This window comes from Amycolatopsis sp. w19, from assembly GCF_051373225.1.
GTDB lineage: Bacteria > Actinomycetota > Actinomycetes > Mycobacteriales > Pseudonocardiaceae > Amycolatopsis > Amycolatopsis japonica.
The window spans coordinates 434,653-449,527 of record NZ_JBPQFM010000002.1; the positions used below are offsets into that span (position 1 = coordinate 434,653).

Sequence of the window (14,875 nt, forward strand, 5' to 3'; positions counted from 1 at the left end):
AGGATTCGGACATGTCAGCCGCCCTCATCGGACGTGACCATCCCGCGGGGGTGCTCCGCGCGGAGATCGCCCGCGCCACCGAAAGCCACGGCGGGCTGGTGCTGGTCACCGGGGAAGCCGGAATCGGCAAGACCACGCTCGTCACCGGCGCCGCCGACGAGGCGAAGCGTCTCGGCGCCCTCGTGCTCAACGGATCCTGCTGGGACTCCGCGAGCGCTCCGGGCTACTGGCCGTGGACACAGGTGGTCCGCGGGCTGCGGCGCGCGGTCGGCGAGCGCTGCTGGGCCGCGATGGCCGACAGCGCGTTGGACGTCCTGCTCGGCGAGGCACGCGGCGACGGCGCGGCCGACGGGTTCCGCTTGTACGACGCGGTGACGAGTGTGCTGGTGGCCGCTTCCCAGGACCAGCCGGTCGTCGTGGTGCTCGACGACCTCCATTGGGCCGACGCCGCGTCGCTGCGGCTGCTGGAGTTCGCCGCCCAGCACACCTGGTTCGAACGGCTGCTGCTGATCGGCACGTACCGGGACGTCGAGGTCGAAGCGACCGACCATCCGCTTCGCTCACTCATGCTGCCGTTGCTCGCGAAAGCCACCTCGGTCACTCTCACCGGCCTCGAACCGGACGAGGTCGGCACGCTCATGGCCAGGACGGCGGGCGCGGAGCCCGACGACGCACTGGTCGCCGAGGTCCACCGCCGCACCGGCGGGAATCCGTTCTTCGTCGAGCAGACGGCGCGGCTGTGGCACAGCGGCGGTTCCGCGGAGACCATCGCTCCAGGCGTGGCCGACGCCCTGCAGAGACGGCTTTCCCTGCTCCCCCAGCCGGTCCTCGCCCTGCTGACCACCGCGTCCGTGCTCGGCAGGGAATTCCACCGGCGGCTGCTCGCGGGGGTGGCGTCGGCGCCCGTACCCCAGGTGGACCGGCTGCTCGACCAGGCCGTCGCGGCGCGACTGGTCGTGGTGCACGGGCAGGGCCGGTTCGCCTTCGCCCACGACCTCGTCCGCGAGACGCTGTACGCGAGCCTGTCCGAAGCGGACCGTCGCAGGCATCACGCCGCCGTCGTCGCGGCGGCCCGCGAGGCGCCGTCGTCGTCGGACCGGCTCTTCCCCGCGGACATGGCCCGCCACGCGCTGCTCGCGGGCCGGGAACTCGATCCGGACAAGGCCGTCGACCTGCTGCTCGCCGCCGCGATCGACGCCACCGGCCGGATGGCGATCGAGGAGACGACCACGCATTACCGGCGGGCGATGGAGATCGTCGACGACCGGCGGCGGCAAGCGGTCATCGCGCTCGAGCTGGGCGCGCATCTGACCCGCCACCAGGAAACCGAGGAGGGCAGGCAAGTCCTCGACGACGTCTCCGTGCTCATCCGTGAACTCGACGACGACGATCTCCTCGCCCGGCTGGCCTTGACCCTGATCCGCGCCGACCACAAAGGCCTGCGGGTCGACGAGACGGTCAAGGTGCTCACCGAAGCGCACGGACGGCTGTGCGGCCGTGAGCCCGGCCGGGACGTCACCGTCGAGGAGATGACGCAGGAACTGACCGCGCACATCATGATCACCGCCCGCGACGACCAGGACGATTCCGCCCTGTTGTTCGGTCTGTGGGCCCGGCACGACGCGATCTGGGGCCCGGGCAGCGCCGCGGAACGCGAGCGGCTCACCGACGAACTGGTCCTCGTCGGCCGCCGCACGTCGAACCCGGAATTGGAGCATTACGCGGCGTCGTTCAAGTGGGTGGCGCTGCTCGAACAGGGCGATCCCCGGTATTTCGAGCAATACCAGGAGTTCCTCGCCCTGGCGGCCACCGGCAGGGCGCCGAGTTCGCAGCTGGCGTCCCGGATCGACCAGAGCATCATCGCCACGCTCCAGGGCCGGTTCGCCGAAGCCGAGGCGTTCATCCAGCAGGTGATCTCGCGCCACGAGGGGGACGAGCATCCGCATTTCGGCGACCTGAACCAGTTGCAGCGGTGGGCCCGGTGGTGCCTGGAGGGGCGGTTCGGCGAGCTCGCCGGGTTGCACCGCGAGATCTCCCGCGGCGGGTACGCCTACAGCCGGTTGCTGGAGGCGATCACCGCGGCCCAGCGCGAGGATGTCGGGGAGGCCGTCCGGCTCACCGATCTCGCGGCCGACGTGAAGCCGTACCCGCGTGACCTGGAAGCGTTGTGGTTGCGCTGTCAGGCGCATACGGCGGCGATCTCACGCGATCCCGAACGGTGTGAAGCGGCCCGCGCGCTCCTTCTGCCGTACAGCGGGGAGTGGCTGGTCTCCCTCTACGGCTGCGAGATCTCCGGCCCGGTCGACCTCTGGCTCGGCAGGCTCGATCTCGCGCAGGAACGGTGGCACGAAGCGGTGGACCGGCTGCGCGGTGCCGTGCTCTCCGCGGATCGCCTCAGGGCGACGGTCTGGGCGACCGAAGCCAAGTCCTGGCTGGCGATCGCCCTCCTCGGCCGCAACCTCGACGGCGACGCGACGGCAGCGACGGCCCTGCTGTCCGAAGTGGACGAAGAGGCCACCGCACTGGGTATGCGACAGGTCGTGGCCAGGGTGACGCGGGCGCGCGAGGACGCACGGACGCCGGCGGCGCCGACGGCCGAGTTCCGCCGCGACGAAAGCGTGTGGACCTTGCGCTTCGACGGCATCACCACCCACCTTCCGGACTCGAAAGGCTTGCGGGATCTGCATTTCCTGCTCGGCAGGCCGGGCTCGGAGGTGACGGCGGTGCGGTTGCTCGATCCCGAAGGAGGCGAGGTGGTCGTCGCCGCGAAGAGTCTCGGCGGGGACGCTGTCCTCGACGACGAGGCGAAGGCCCGGTACCGCGCGCGGCTGGAGGAACTCGACGAACTGATCGACACCGCGACCGGGCTCGGCCAGGACGCGCGCGCCGCCGCGCTGGACCGGGAACGGGACGCGCTGCTCGCCGAGCTGCGGTCCGCGGCCGGGCTCGGCGGCCGCACGCGGCGGCTCGGCGACGAGGCCGAACGCGCCCGCAAGACGGTGACCGCCCGGATCCGGGACACCCTGCGCAAACTCGACGAGCAGCATCCGGCGCTGGCCGCGCACCTGCGCGCGTCGGTCACCACCGGTTCTTCGTGCCGTTACGCGCCCGAGGACAAGGTCCCTTGGCGGCTGTGAGCCGCCAAGGGACCTATCCCCGGTTCACTTGCGGTTGTAGAGCCGCATCGTCAAGGTGCCGAAGACCGCGAGGATGATCGCGCCGGCGACCAGCACCCAGGTGATCTCGCCGCCGTCCCAGTTCCCGTCCATCATCGAGCGCACCGCCGCGACCACGTGGGTCACCGGGTTCACTTCGACGAAGGCCTGCAGCCAGCCCGGCATCGTCTCCGGATTGACGTAGATGTTGCTGAGGAAGGTCAGCGGGAACAGCACCATCATGCTGACGCCCATCACCGACTTCTCGCTGCGCAGCAGCAGACCGAACATCGTCCAGATCCACGAGAACGCGAACGAGAACGCCAGCAGCAGGAGGATCGCGGCGGCCACGCCCCCGACTCCCCCGGCGGGACGGAAGCCCATGATCAGCCCGACACCGAGGATCACCAGCGAGGCGATGAGGTAGCGCAGCATGTCGCCGAGCAGGTAGCCGACCATCGCCGACGGCCGCCAGATCGGCAGCGTGCGGAACCGGTCGAAGACGCCCTTTTCGATGTCGGTGTTGACCGAAATCCCGGTGTACATGGTGATCATCAGGATGCTGCTCGCCATGATGCCCGGCAGCACGAACTGCAGGTACTCCGTCGGCGAGCCGGACAGCGCGCCGCCGAACAGGTACGTGAACATCAGCGTCATCATGATCGGGAACGCCGTGACGTCGAACAACTGCTCGGGCACGTGCTTGATCTTCAGCATCGCGCGCCACCCGAAGGTGATCGATGCCGACAGCGCGCTGGGGCGCTGGGGACGGTTCTTCGCGATCAGGACGGCGGCGAGATCCTCCGCCTTCGGTGCCGCGAGAACGGGTTCGTTGTCTTTGACTGCCGTGGTGCTCAAGCTGATCCCTCCTCTTTGCCGCGCGCGTCCGCGATCGGGTCGCCAGGGCGCACGTATGAAATGAGTGTTCTGTCCGAGTGGCCAGGCGCCCTGCCGCCCCGATAGCGGGGCATGGCCGTCGCGCGCTCTTCGGTCACCGAAGGTTCGAATGGCGGTTTGAACTCCGTGCTCAAGCTGCACTCTCCTCAGGCGTTGCGGTGCGGTCGGTGAGGGCCAGAAAGACCTCGTCGAGGCTCGGCTGGCCGAGGGAGAAGGTGTCGACGACGATGCCGGCGCGGGCGAGTTCGGCCAGTGCGCGCGCGGCGTGCTCGGCGGCACCCTGTTCGGTGCTCTCGCCCGAAAGCCGGGCGGTCAGCGCGACGGGATCCGCCTCCAGGAGCACCTGCGCCTCCAGGGTGCTGACGAGCAGCGACTCAGCCGCGGGCCGCTGGTCGGCCTCGCGCAGGCGGACGTGGACGGCGCCCGCGCCGACCGACGCCTTCAGCTGCCCCTTGGTACCTTCGGCGATCACCTTGCCGTGGTCGATGACCGCGATCCGCGAGGCCAACTGGTCGGCCTCGTCGAGGTACTGCGTGGTCAGCAGGACGGTGGTGCCGTGCTTCACGATCGCGCGCACGATGTCCCAGACCTGGTTGCGGCTGCGGGGATCCAGCCCGGTCGTCGGTTCGTCGAGGAAGAGCACGTCCGGGGTGTTGAGGATGCTCGCGGCGATGTCGATCCGCCGCCGCATCCCGCCGGAGTAGTTCTTCACCTGCCGTCCCGCGGCCTCGGTGAGGCCGAACGCCTCCAGCAGTTCCGCCGCCCGTGCGCGGGCGGCCGGTTTGCGGTGCCCGGTCAGCCTGCCGATCAGCACCAGGTTCTCGGTGCCGGTCAGGTCTTCGTCGACCGAGGCGTACTGCCCGGTCAGGCTCACCATGGACCGGACCGCGTCGGCGTCGCGGACGACGTCCTTGCCGAAGATGCGCGCTTCACCGCCGTCGGGGCGGAGCAGGGTCGCGAGCATCTTCACCGCGGTGGTCTTGCCGGCGCCGTTCGGCCCGAGGACGCCGTACACGGTGCCTGCCGGGACCTTCAGATCGATCCCGTCGACCGCCCGATTCTCGCCGAACACCTTGACCAGCCCCGAGGCTTCGATGGCCAGTTCACTCATTTTCCTTTTCCTTTCAGAAGCTTTCAGCAGACATATGGGCGGGCGGCACGCGCGTCGCGCAGGGCGAGGCCCCACCAGGCGAGCGCGTCGAGCAAGGTGGTCACGGCCTGCGCTTGCCCCTCGGAGTCGAAGAGGGTGCCGTCGAGGAGGTTGAAGGCCACCGTGTCGCGCATGGTCACCGTGTGCAGCTCGGTGAAGATCGTGCGCAGCTGCTCCACGGCGTAGAGCCCTTGCGAGCGGTAGCCGTAGGAGACGAAGCCGACCGGTTTCGCGCGCCACTCGTCGTAGGCGCAGTCGATCGCCTGCTTGAGCGACGCGGGGAAACTGCGGTTGTACTCGGGGGTGACGACGACGAACGCCTCCGCCTCGTCGACCAGCCGCGCGAACCGCTTCATGTCGTGCGTCGGATGCTCCGGCAGCCCGGAGGGCAGGTCGAAGTCGACCAGGTCGAGCACGTCGGTGACGAGGTCTTCCCGGTGTTCCGCCTGGCCGGTGAACCACTTGCCGACGGTGTCCCCCACCCGCCCTTCACGGGTGCTGCCGACGATCACCGCGACCCGCAGCGGACTGACGTCCATGACCGACCTCCTCTCGCCTCACCCCTCAGGCGCGAGAAAGCCGCCGGGCTTCCGCTAGATCGGATCTAGCGGAAGCCCGGCGGCTTCGGTCGGTGATCTCGCTACGCGTCCAGCGCGATCGCGATCGCGCCCAGCAGGGACGCGTCCTGGTCGAATTTCGCCGACACCAGTTCCGGCGGGAACGGCACGGCCCGCGCCAGGCGCTCGCGCAACGCGGGCAGCAGGATGTCGGCCGAGCGCACCAGTCCCCCGCCGACGGCGATGCGCTGCGGGTCGAGCGCGATGGCGAGATTCGCGACGTGCATCGACAGTTCGTCGAGCGCCGCGCCGACGAGTTCCTTCGCCTGCGCGTTCTCCCTGGCGAGGCCGAACAGTTCGCCCGCGGTTACCGGGCGGCCGAGCAGCACACTCGCCCGGCCGCCCAGCCCACGCCCACCGACGGCCTCCTCCAGCGGCGCCGCTCCGCTGGCGAAACCGTCGGCGTCCTGCGGCGAGAGGAGGTTGTACCCGATCTCTCCCGCAGCGCCGTTGGCGCCGGCCAGCAGCCGGCCGCCGACCAGGACCGCCGCGGCGATCCCGGTCCCCAGCGAGAGGAACACCGCCGGATCGGTGTCCGCCAGTGCCCCCCAACGCCATTCCGCGAGCGCCGCCGCCTTGGCGTCGGTGCCCACCTCGATCGGGACGCCTTCGAACTCGGCGGCGACGAGTTCACGCAGCCGCAGTTCCTCCCAGCCCGGCACGTTCGGCGCGAGCAGGATGCGGTCCTCCAGCACGATGCCCGGGCTGACGACGCCGATCGCGGCGAGCCGGTCCGCGGCGCCTTCGTCGGCGAGCAATTTCCGCGCCGCGGCGAGCGCGCGGCTCACCACCTGTTCGGCGCCCGCCTGCGCGTCGGTGTCGAGCCTCCGGGTGACCAGCAGGCTCCCGGCTCTGTCCGCCAGCCCGATCGCGACCTTCGTCCCGCCGAAGTCGATCCCCAGGATCAGTTCTTCCCCCGTCACTGCCCGTTCCCCTCTGTCGCCCCCGCGAACGATTCCTGAATCCCCTTGGGCCCGAACGGCCACACGCGCTCCGCCTTCGCGTAGGCGAGGAACGCCGCCACGCCCAGCACGATCCAGCCCACCGAAAGCCCGATCGACAGCCAGGTGGCGGAGAAGTAGATGTAGACCCAGCCGAGCAACGCGATGATCGTCGGGATCGGATAGAGCCATTGTCGGTACGGCCGCTCCAGCTCCGGCCGTCGCCGCCGCAGCACCACGATCGCCGCGACCTGCGCGAGCGACTGGATGAGCACCAGCACCGTCACCGCCGCGTTGATCACCGCGGTCAAGGTGAACAGCGAGCCGATCGCGGCGATGGCGCCCATCGTCAGCACACCGGCGGTCGGCAGGTTCAGTTTCGGGTGCAGTTTGGCGAACACCGGCAGGAACACCTTGTCGCGCGCGGCTTCGAACGGGACCCGCGAACCGCCGAGCAGGCCCGCGAACACCGAACCGATCGCGGCGATCACGATGAAGACGGTGATGACCTTGGCCGCGCCCGTGCCCCACGCCTGTTCGAGCACGGTGGAGGCGACCGACGTGGCGTGCTTCAGCTCTTCCAGCGGGACCGAGCCGAGGACACCGAGCTGCAGCAGGAAGTACAGGCTCATGATGCCGAGGATCGAGAGGATGATCGAGCGCGGCAGCGTCCGGCCCGGGTCGCGCACCTCGCCGCCGAGATAGGCGCTGGTGTTGTAGCCGAGGTAGTCGTAGATGGCGATGATCAGGCCCGCGCCGAGCCCGGCCCAGAACGCGCCGCCGTCGAACGAGAACGCGCCCGGCGTGAAGGCGAACGCTTGCGCGCCGTCGAAATGCGTGAAGGCCGCGACGATCACCGAGAGCGCGGCGAACAGCATGATCCCGAACAGGACGGTGGTCAGCTTCCCGATCTCGCCGATCTTGCGGAACAACGCCAGCACGATCAGGGCGATGACCCCGAGACCGATCACCTTGCCGAGCGTCGTCGTCCCGCCGTCGTCGGCGACCCCGGGGATCAGGTACCCGAGGTACTGGACGAGGCCGATGATGCCGGTGGACATGATCAGCGGGATGAACAGCACCGCGCTCCAGGCGAAGAGGAACGGCATGAGCCTGCCGGTACGGACGCCGAACGCCTCGCGCAGGTAGACGTAGGTGCCGCCGGCGCCGGGGAGGGCGGCACCGAGTTCCGCCCAGATGAGGCCGTCGGCCAGCGCGATGACCGCGCCGATGAGCCAGCCGAACATGGCCTGCGGGCCGCCGAGGGTCACCACCATCGCGGGGATGGTGACGAACGGGCCGATGCCGCACATCTGGGTCATGTTGATGGCGGTCGCCTGGAGCGGCCCGATCTTCCGCTCGAGCCCCGGCCGCGGGGATGAACTCAAAACGCGCCTCCCTGTTAGTTAGTAAAGTTTCTTAACATAATTTCGGGCGTGTCGGAAGGCCACGCGGCGAAGTTGTCGCGCACCGGTCTACCCGGGATTGCCCGAAAGGGCGGAATCGCGGGTAATACGCCCGAATGGACCAGCGCGGGACGTATCAGGGGCTCCTCGTTCCGCGTCCTTACCCAGAAGGACGTCTTCCTCAAGGACGGTGAGGTCCATGAAACGGCTGTTCAGCGCGGCGATGGCGATCGCCGCACTCGGGTTCGCGACCGCCTGCGGCGGGACGTCCGCGCCCCGCGACACGGCGCCGGGCGATCTGACGACCGACAGCGGGATCACCACGGAGACGGCTCCGACGGCGTCTTCCGACGCACCGCCGACGGGACCGGGCCCGACGAAGGACTCCCCTCCGCCCGGCGTCGTGCCCGGAAGCCCGATCAGGTACAACAGCGACCTGCTCGGCACCGACCCCGCCACCGCCAAGGACGCCATCGAGCAGAACCTCGAACGTCTTTGCAAGAGCTCCCGGCGATGCGGGGTCTCGGTCGTGGTCGTAGGCGAGGGGAACTGCATCCGCAGCATCGGCCCGAATCCGGTCTACCCCGGCAAGACGATCACGATCCGGGCGAGGGCCTGCGAAACCGAGACCACGGAGGAAAGCTCGGCGCCGCCGAAGTCGGAAAGCTCGCAGCCGAGCGAAACCACCGGCGGATGAGCACCCGGCGGCCACTACGCCGGGGGCTGCGCGCCCCCACGCCGCCGGAGCCCGAATCCGCGGCGGGCCCGTCGCACGCGCTCAGGCTGGTCGGCACCGTGCTGGCCAACACGACCCTGCTCACCGCGTTGCTCTACTACTTCGGGCTCGTCTACACGCAGACGTACTTCATCTACTTCCGCGTGCACTACACCCTGCTCGGCCAGACACCGGACGAGATCTTCGGGCGCGGCGTCGACGGGGTGCTGCTGCCCCTGACCGCCGCCGCGGGCGCCGCGTTGCTCTTCCTCGTCCTGACCCGGTTCCTGAAGATCCGCCTCGGCGAGGGTTCCTGGGCGCGACTGCTGCGGATCTGCTCCCCCGTCGCGGGCGTCCTCGGCCTCGCGCTGCTCGCCGTCACGACCGCGATCGCCCTCGACCCGGAGCCGTTCCGCGACCGGCCCGGCGCGCCGGGGATCGGCTTCGCGATCGGGGTCCTGATGGTGCTGTTCTCCTGGCGTCACTGGACCGCGCACAGAACGGGAAGCACCCGGTCGAGCGTCGCGGAACTGGTCACCGGCTACGTCCTGGTGAGCATCGGCCTCTTCTGGGCGGTCGGCGACTACTCGGGAGCCGTCGGCACGAGCCGCGCCTTCGAGGCCTCCGGGGTGATCGCGACCAGACCGGCCGCGACCCTGTACAGCGCGGAAAGCCTCAACCTCACCGCGAACGGTGTCCTGCAGGTGAAATGCGCCGACCCCGAATCGGCCTACAAGTACCGGTACACCGGGCTGAAGCTGCTGCTCCAGTCCAGCGGCCAGTACGTCTTCCTCCCGGCGAACTGGCGGGCCTCGACCGGCGTCGCGTTCGTGATCCCGAAAACCGACAAGCTGCGCCTCGAATTCGGCCCGCCCCGCTCGGTGCCGCCACCCGGCTGCTGACGTGCGTCAGCCCAGGTGGCGCGTCAGCCACTCGGCGACCGTGTCGTCCACCAGTTTCGCGATCGGCAGCTGTGGCGCGGGCTCGATGCCCGGTTCTTCGGCCAGCGGATGGGCGAGACCGGGAACCCTGGCCAACTGGACGTCGTCCGGCCGGGCGTACCGCTCGCGCAGCGCGGCGACCAGATCGTCGGCGTCGGTGCGCAACGACGGATGGTCTTCCTCGCCGGAGACGAGCAGCAGCGGAACTTGGGTTTCCCGCGCCGACATTTCACCCGATCGTGCGACGAAGTCGAGCTGATCCGCGGCCTGTTCCGCCTCGTCGTTCCACGGATACGGCCGGCCCAGCAGGCCTTCCACCAAGCCGACCACCGAGCGCGCCCGCACGGCCGGGTTGATCAGGGCCGCCGCGCGGACCGGGATCTCCCGCGTGGCCAGGATCGTCAGCGCCACCGCACCACCGAGCGACCCGCCGACGACCGCCGTGCGGGAGGTGTCGAAGCCGAAGCGTTCGCGCAGTTCGGCCAGCGCGGCGGGGAATTCCAGCGCCGCCTGGCGGACGAACGGGTCGACGTAGGCGAGCATCGCGTCACGCCGGGCCCGTTCGACCACGGCGTCCATGCCGCCGTCGACCATTCTCGCGCCGCACAACGGCATTCCGAGATACACCCGCCATGCCGGCACCCCGGCCAGCGGCAACGCGGCCGCGAACGCCGCGTCGGAGCGGGGCGCGTCGATCATGTGCCAGGCGACCACCACCGGCGCGGGTCCGCTGACCTCGGCAGATGGCGGCAAGACGGTGAACGGCACCCCAGCGGCCGTGCCCGTGACCGGTTCTCCCACCGCGATCCTTCCTCGTGTGCTGTCGATCTCCACGATATCCAGGACGCGGCGGAGACGGACCTCGTTCCGCCACAAGCGAAACAGTATGCCCGCGACGTCACCCCGACGCGCCGCGGAGGTGGTTGTGACCCAGCGGCGGCGGCCGAATAGTGTTGCGGCCCGGCCCTTTGGAGGTGAACCGCCCGTGCCCGACGTCGACTATTACGAGGTGCTCGGCGTGGGCAAGGCCGCCTCGGTCAACGAGATCAAGACCGCGTACCGGCGGCTGGCGAAGTCGCATCACCCGGACACCGGCGGATCCGCCCTCACGTTCCAGCTGGTCCGCGAGGCTTACGACACGCTCAGCGATCCGATGCGGCGCGCGGGCTACGACGCGGGCGGGCGCTCGGTGCGCGCCCCGATCCGGCCGCGGCCGCGGCGCCGCTTCGGCGAAGAACCGGGCTACGAGCCCGAGCCGGTCGTGATCGATCCGGACGACCTCGAATGGTGGGAATTCGCCGCACAGGACGAGCGCGTGCGCCACGGCCGCCGTCGCGGCCCCGGGCACACCCCCGTGGTGGCGGCGGTCGGCGGGATGGTGCTGGTCCTGCTACCGGTGCTGACCGGCGTCGGCTTCTCGGCCCCCACGCTGATCGTCTGGCTGATCCTGACCGCCGGAACCGCCCTGCTGGTGCAACGGCTCGCGCGCGGCTATCTGGCCGCCTCTCGCGCCAGGAACCGGTTCGCCGCCGAGTTCGGCGGGAAACGCGTGTTCGGCACTCCCGGCGTCGAGACCGACGAGCTCGCCGAGCGCCTCACCGCCGACATGCTCGAGCGCTACCTGACCCGGCTGCCCGGCGCGCGGATCTTCCACGGCCTCTCGTGGCCGGACTCGGTGTTCGCCGACGTCGACCACGCGGTGCTGTGCGGGAAGCGGCTCGTGCTGGTGGAATCGAAGCTGTGGCTGCCGGGGCACTACGAAACCGGGGACGACGACCGCCTGCTGCGCAACGGCCGCGCCTTCCGCGGCGGCGGGAGCAGGCTGACCGAAAGCCTCGCCGAGTTCCGGCGGGTCCTGCCCGGCGTCACGCTGCGCGGGGCGATGGTCGTGTACCCGAGCCGGACCGGTGAGATCACCACGGATCCCGACGACCCCTCCCCCGCGCCGCCGATGACGCCGGAGCAGTTCCTGCACGAGATCGGCGGCTGGCTGGCGGCGGAGCCGTCCACTGTGGACACGGCGACTATGCGGGTGGTACGGGACCGAGTGGTCGGCACCGTCTAGGGCGTGTCTCTTGATTCGCTGAGGGTCGCGACCATGCCGTGAAGGCCTCCTTGCCTACCGTCAGGGTGGGGAAGGAGGCCTTCACGGCATGCGGAGAGTGGGCCGAACTGGGAGACGCGCCCTAGAGACGGGCTGAAGGGGACCTTCACCGCATGCGATGCCGCGAAAGCGTCCTTCACCGCGTGAGACGCGGTGAAGGACCCCTTCAGCCCCCAGCGCCAGGCGAGACACGCTGTACCGAACACCGAATCAGGAGACACGCCCTAGGCCGCCGCATTTCGTCCTCTAAACGCGTACGCGCGTGAAGGCCCCCTTCCCTCGGCTGAGCCGAGGGAAGGGGACCTTCACGCGCAATACGAGGAACTACCGGCCCGAGCGCTCCTTCTTGGCGCGCGCCGACCGGGTGCAGACCTCACCGACGTCGACCGTCTGGCCGCGGTCGATGTAGACGTCCGCCAGCCCGACGAGCTTGCCCTTCGGCGACGTACAGGTCAGCTGGTACGCCTCCTTGGGACCGTAGGTCGGCGGGATCGGCGACTGGAACGACACACCGCCGGTCCAATCGTCCACAGTGGACGGGTTCGCCTGCGAGTAGTTGACCAGCACGGCCCGGTAGTCCCCGGCGGGCGGGTCGTACAGGATCGCGTGCTCTTCCGTGGTCCCGCCGTTCGCCGACGACGACACCATGTTGCCCGCGGCGTCGAAGACGTACAGGTCCCAGTCGGTGTCCTGGCTGGCCCACTTGACGTCGACGCTGAACTTCCCGTTGTCGACCTTGGGGAGCCCGTCCACGTGGAAGGTGAAGCTCTCCGAAGCCGGGTCGGTCGGGTAGTTCGTGTTGATCGCCGGGACCCCGGGCGGGTTGGCGACCTGGATCGCCGCCTGCGCCGGTCCCTGCGGCTCGCGGCCGTAGCGGCCCGCGACGTAGGGACGGGTCGACGGGTTGATCGACCACGCGAACCGGCCACCGGTCGACGACAACGACGAGTTCAGGTCGTCGGTCACGTAGATCGGCGGCTTCGTCGAGCCGTCCGGCTGCACCACCGGGGAGGTCGGCGTCTGGAAGGTCTTGTGCAGCTTCAGCTGGTAGCCCTTCGGCGCCGTGCCGATCAGCGTCGAGTGCGCCGCCGGGTCGGCGGCGTTGGCCATCATGTCGATGAAGGCCGCGCGGTTACCGCCCTTGCCGGCACCGGCCGCGGGAGCGACGCCGGTGTATTCGGCGACGACACCGGTCTCGAACGGCGGGTGGAACTCCGTGTTGCCGATCTCGAAGGTGAAGCCCCAGCCACCGGTGGCCCAGTACGACCAGTCCTCGGTCGAGCCGGTCGTGTCGTAGAGCGCCCACGACGGCTGGCTGGTGTATCCGTTGCGCGAGGCCAGCTTGTCGCCGAGCGCCTTGTACGCCGGCTCGTCGAGCGGCGGGCGGACGGCGGCGACACCCGGGACACGCAGCACCAGGTTCGAGAAGGTGTGCAGCGTGATCAGGTTGGTCACCTGGCGGTTCGACACGATCGAGCGGATGTTCTGCGTCTCGGGCTCGGAGAACGGGCCGGAGCCGCGGAACGTGTCGCTGCGCCAGAGGGTCGACGCGCCGGCGCCGCCCCAGAAGCCCGCGTAGTTGCGGTTCGGGTCGGTGCCGCGTTCACGGCCGCCGGGGTTGGCCTTGCAGACGCCGGTCGCGAACTCCTTGGGCGAGTCGTTGACGTTGCAGTTCTTGCGCTTCATCTCGTAGTCGAAACGCGAGAAGTCGCCCTTGGGCTCGGCCTCACGGGAGATTTCGAAGCCGTCGGGGTTGACGATCGGCACGATGATGTTGCGCGTCCGGCCGACCAGACCGCGGATCTCGGGGTTGTTGCCGGTGTAGCCCTTGACCAGTTCGTGGGCCCATTCCATGGCGTGCTCGCCCGCCGGCCACTCACGGGCGTGGTGCACGCCCATGGTGAAGTTGACGGGTTTGCCGTCGGCGATGTTCTTGACGTCGGTCGCGATCTCGAGGCCGACGACGTCACGGCCTTCCCAGGTCGGCTGCGGCAACGTGAACGCCGTGGCGATCTTGGGATTCTTGCGGGCCAGTTCCTTGACCTCGAACTGGTAGTCGTAGAGGTGCCGGTAGCTCGTGCGCCCGGAGGGCAGGGTGGAGCCCGGCGTCTTCGCGGCGTACTCGCGGTCGGTCTTGGCGTTCTGGATCGACCGCGCCGAAAGGTCGCCGTCGACCACCTTCGCTTTGAAGCCGTTGTCCGCCAGCGTCTTGCGGTCGGCGTCGTTGGCGAGGACGACCTCGACGCCGGTGGCGTCGGCCTTCTCCGTGACGTCCAGCCCGAGCCGGAGGAGTTTGTCCTTGTCCTGCTTGGCGGGCGTCTCGACCCGGACCAGTTCGGCGCGCTGCGGCGCGGGCGCGGCGCCGGTCGGGGTCCCCTGCGGCGTGAGCGCGAGGAAGTCGACCCCCAGTACCGCGTCGCGTGTCCGGCCGTCGTACCGGCAGGTCTGCACGACCAGTTTCTGGTCCTTCTTCACGAAGCCTTCGGCGAGCTCGTGGCTGCGCAACGCGGCGGACGCGGCGACCACGGCGCCGGTGGCCTTGTCGAAGACCGCGAGGTCCCAGTCTCCCTCGGTGCCGCCGCGCGGCGCCAGGCGCGCCTGCAGCAGACCGTCTACTGTGGACGTGAACTCGCGCCGATCGGTGCCGGGCGTACCCGGCTTCTGCAGCGCGGCGAAACAGGAACGCGGCACGGCCTGGTCGGCCCGCACCACGTTGTCCGCGGCCCCCGCCGTCGTGGCCGACGGAAGTGCCACGAAGGCCCCGGCGAGTACCAGGGTCGCCGCGGTCCATCCCGCTCTTCGCCGGTTTGGTGAATACCCCACAGACTGACCTCCTTGGACAGTCCGGTGACCGGGTGAGGTCACCGGTAGCGAGACCCTAGACCCGCGACCCCGCCGGAGGGACCCGCCACAAGTCGCCTACACCTCTTTCGGCCCAACGATCTCACC

General features: G+C 69.8%; 11 protein-coding genes. 4 read left to right on the plus strand and 7 right to left on the minus strand.

Annotated elements, in window-relative coordinates:
- Positions 1-11: 11 nt before the first annotated feature.
- Positions 12-3,137, plus strand: a complete 3,126-nt coding sequence (locus ACSMFO_RS06525; protein WP_436457443.1) for an ATP-binding protein — start codon at positions 12-14, stop codon at positions 3,135-3,137.
- Between the two features lie 24 nt (positions 3,138-3,161).
- On the opposite strand, the gene ACSMFO_RS06530 is transcribed toward ACSMFO_RS06525, so the two are convergent.
- The 5 genes from ACSMFO_RS06530 to ACSMFO_RS06550 form a co-directional block, all read right to left on the minus strand.
- On the minus strand, positions 3,162-4,013 hold the full coding sequence (locus tag ACSMFO_RS06530; protein WP_378417644.1) for an ABC transporter permease: 852 nt from the start codon (positions 4,011-4,013) through the stop codon (positions 3,162-3,164).
- A 169-nt stretch (positions 4,014-4,182) separates the two neighbouring features.
- The gene (locus ACSMFO_RS06535) at positions 4,183-5,163 is read right to left on the minus strand and encodes an ATP-binding cassette domain-containing protein (RefSeq protein WP_073847065.1); all 981 of its coding nucleotides are present in this window, start codon (positions 5,161-5,163) and stop codon (positions 4,183-4,185) included.
- Positions 5,164-5,186: 23 nt separating this feature from the next.
- Positions 5,187-5,741: an NADPH-dependent FMN reductase gene (locus tag ACSMFO_RS06540; protein ID WP_436457445.1), complete on the minus strand. Its 555-nt coding sequence runs from the start codon at positions 5,739-5,741 to the stop codon at positions 5,187-5,189.
- Positions 5,742-5,842: 101 nt separating this feature from the next.
- The gene (locus ACSMFO_RS06545; RefSeq protein WP_436457446.1) at positions 5,843-6,742 is read right to left on the minus strand and encodes an ROK family protein; all 900 of its coding nucleotides are present in this window, start codon (positions 6,740-6,742) and stop codon (positions 5,843-5,845) included.
- A complete protein-coding gene (locus tag ACSMFO_RS06550) occupies positions 6,739-8,148 on the minus strand; it encodes an APC family permease (protein ID WP_436457448.1) in 1,410 nt (469 codons plus the stop codon). The genes ACSMFO_RS06545 and ACSMFO_RS06550 overlap by 4 nt, the downstream gene beginning before the upstream one ends.
- Positions 8,149-8,365: 217 nt before the next feature.
- Here ACSMFO_RS06550 and ACSMFO_RS06555 point away from each other — a divergent pair, with 217 nt between their 5' ends.
- Together ACSMFO_RS06555 and ACSMFO_RS06560 are read left to right on the plus strand one after the other, a co-directional pair.
- Positions 8,366-8,863, plus strand: coding sequence for a hypothetical protein (locus tag ACSMFO_RS06555; RefSeq protein ID WP_436457449.1), 498 nt, complete (start codon positions 8,366-8,368; stop codon positions 8,861-8,863).
- Positions 8,860-9,783, plus strand: coding sequence for a hypothetical protein (locus ACSMFO_RS06560; RefSeq protein ID WP_436457450.1), 924 nt, complete (start codon positions 8,860-8,862; stop codon positions 9,781-9,783). The genes ACSMFO_RS06555 and ACSMFO_RS06560 overlap by 4 nt, the downstream gene beginning before the upstream one ends.
- A gap of 6 nt (positions 9,784-9,789) precedes the next feature.
- Here ACSMFO_RS06560 and ACSMFO_RS06565 read toward each other — a convergent pair whose 3' ends face one another.
- Positions 9,790-10,623, minus strand: coding sequence for an alpha/beta hydrolase family protein (locus ACSMFO_RS06565; protein ID WP_436457452.1), 834 nt, complete (start codon positions 10,621-10,623; stop codon positions 9,790-9,792).
- A gap of 184 nt (positions 10,624-10,807) precedes the next feature.
- On the opposite strand from ACSMFO_RS06565, the gene ACSMFO_RS06570 reads away from it, so the two are divergent.
- Positions 10,808-11,887 carry a J domain-containing protein gene (locus ACSMFO_RS06570; RefSeq protein ID WP_436457454.1) on the plus strand — a complete coding sequence of 360 codons (1,080 nt, stop codon included), beginning with the start codon at positions 10,808-10,810 and terminating at the stop codon, positions 11,885-11,887.
- A 363-nt stretch (positions 11,888-12,250) separates the two neighbouring features.
- Here the strand turns inward: ACSMFO_RS06570 and ACSMFO_RS06575 are convergent, their stop codons facing one another.
- Positions 12,251-14,749, minus strand: a complete 2,499-nt coding sequence (locus ACSMFO_RS06575) for a M14 family zinc carboxypeptidase (protein ID WP_436457455.1) — start codon at positions 14,747-14,749, stop codon at positions 12,251-12,253.
- Positions 14,750-14,875 lie beyond the last annotated feature (126 nt).

What these genes read in the sequence shown, in the direction of transcription:
- ACSMFO_RS06540 (WP_436457445.1), bottom strand. Translation starts at nt 5,741, where the DNA reads ATGGACGTCAGTCCGCTGCGGGTCGCGGTGATCGTCGGCAGCACCCGT.
- ACSMFO_RS06560 (WP_436457450.1), top strand. Translation starts at nt 8,860, where the DNA reads ATGAGCACCCGGCGGCCACTACGCCGGGGGCTGCGCGCCCCCACGCCG.
- ACSMFO_RS06525 (WP_436457443.1), top strand. Translation starts at nt 12, where the DNA reads ATGTCAGCCGCCCTCATCGGACGTGACCATCCCGCGGGGGTGCTCCGC.
- ACSMFO_RS06555 (WP_436457449.1), top strand. Translation starts at nt 8,366, where the DNA reads ATGAAACGGCTGTTCAGCGCGGCGATGGCGATCGCCGCACTCGGGTTC.
- ACSMFO_RS06535 (WP_073847065.1), bottom strand. Translation starts at nt 5,163, where the DNA reads ATGAGTGAACTGGCCATCGAAGCCTCGGGGCTGGTCAAGGTGTTCGGC.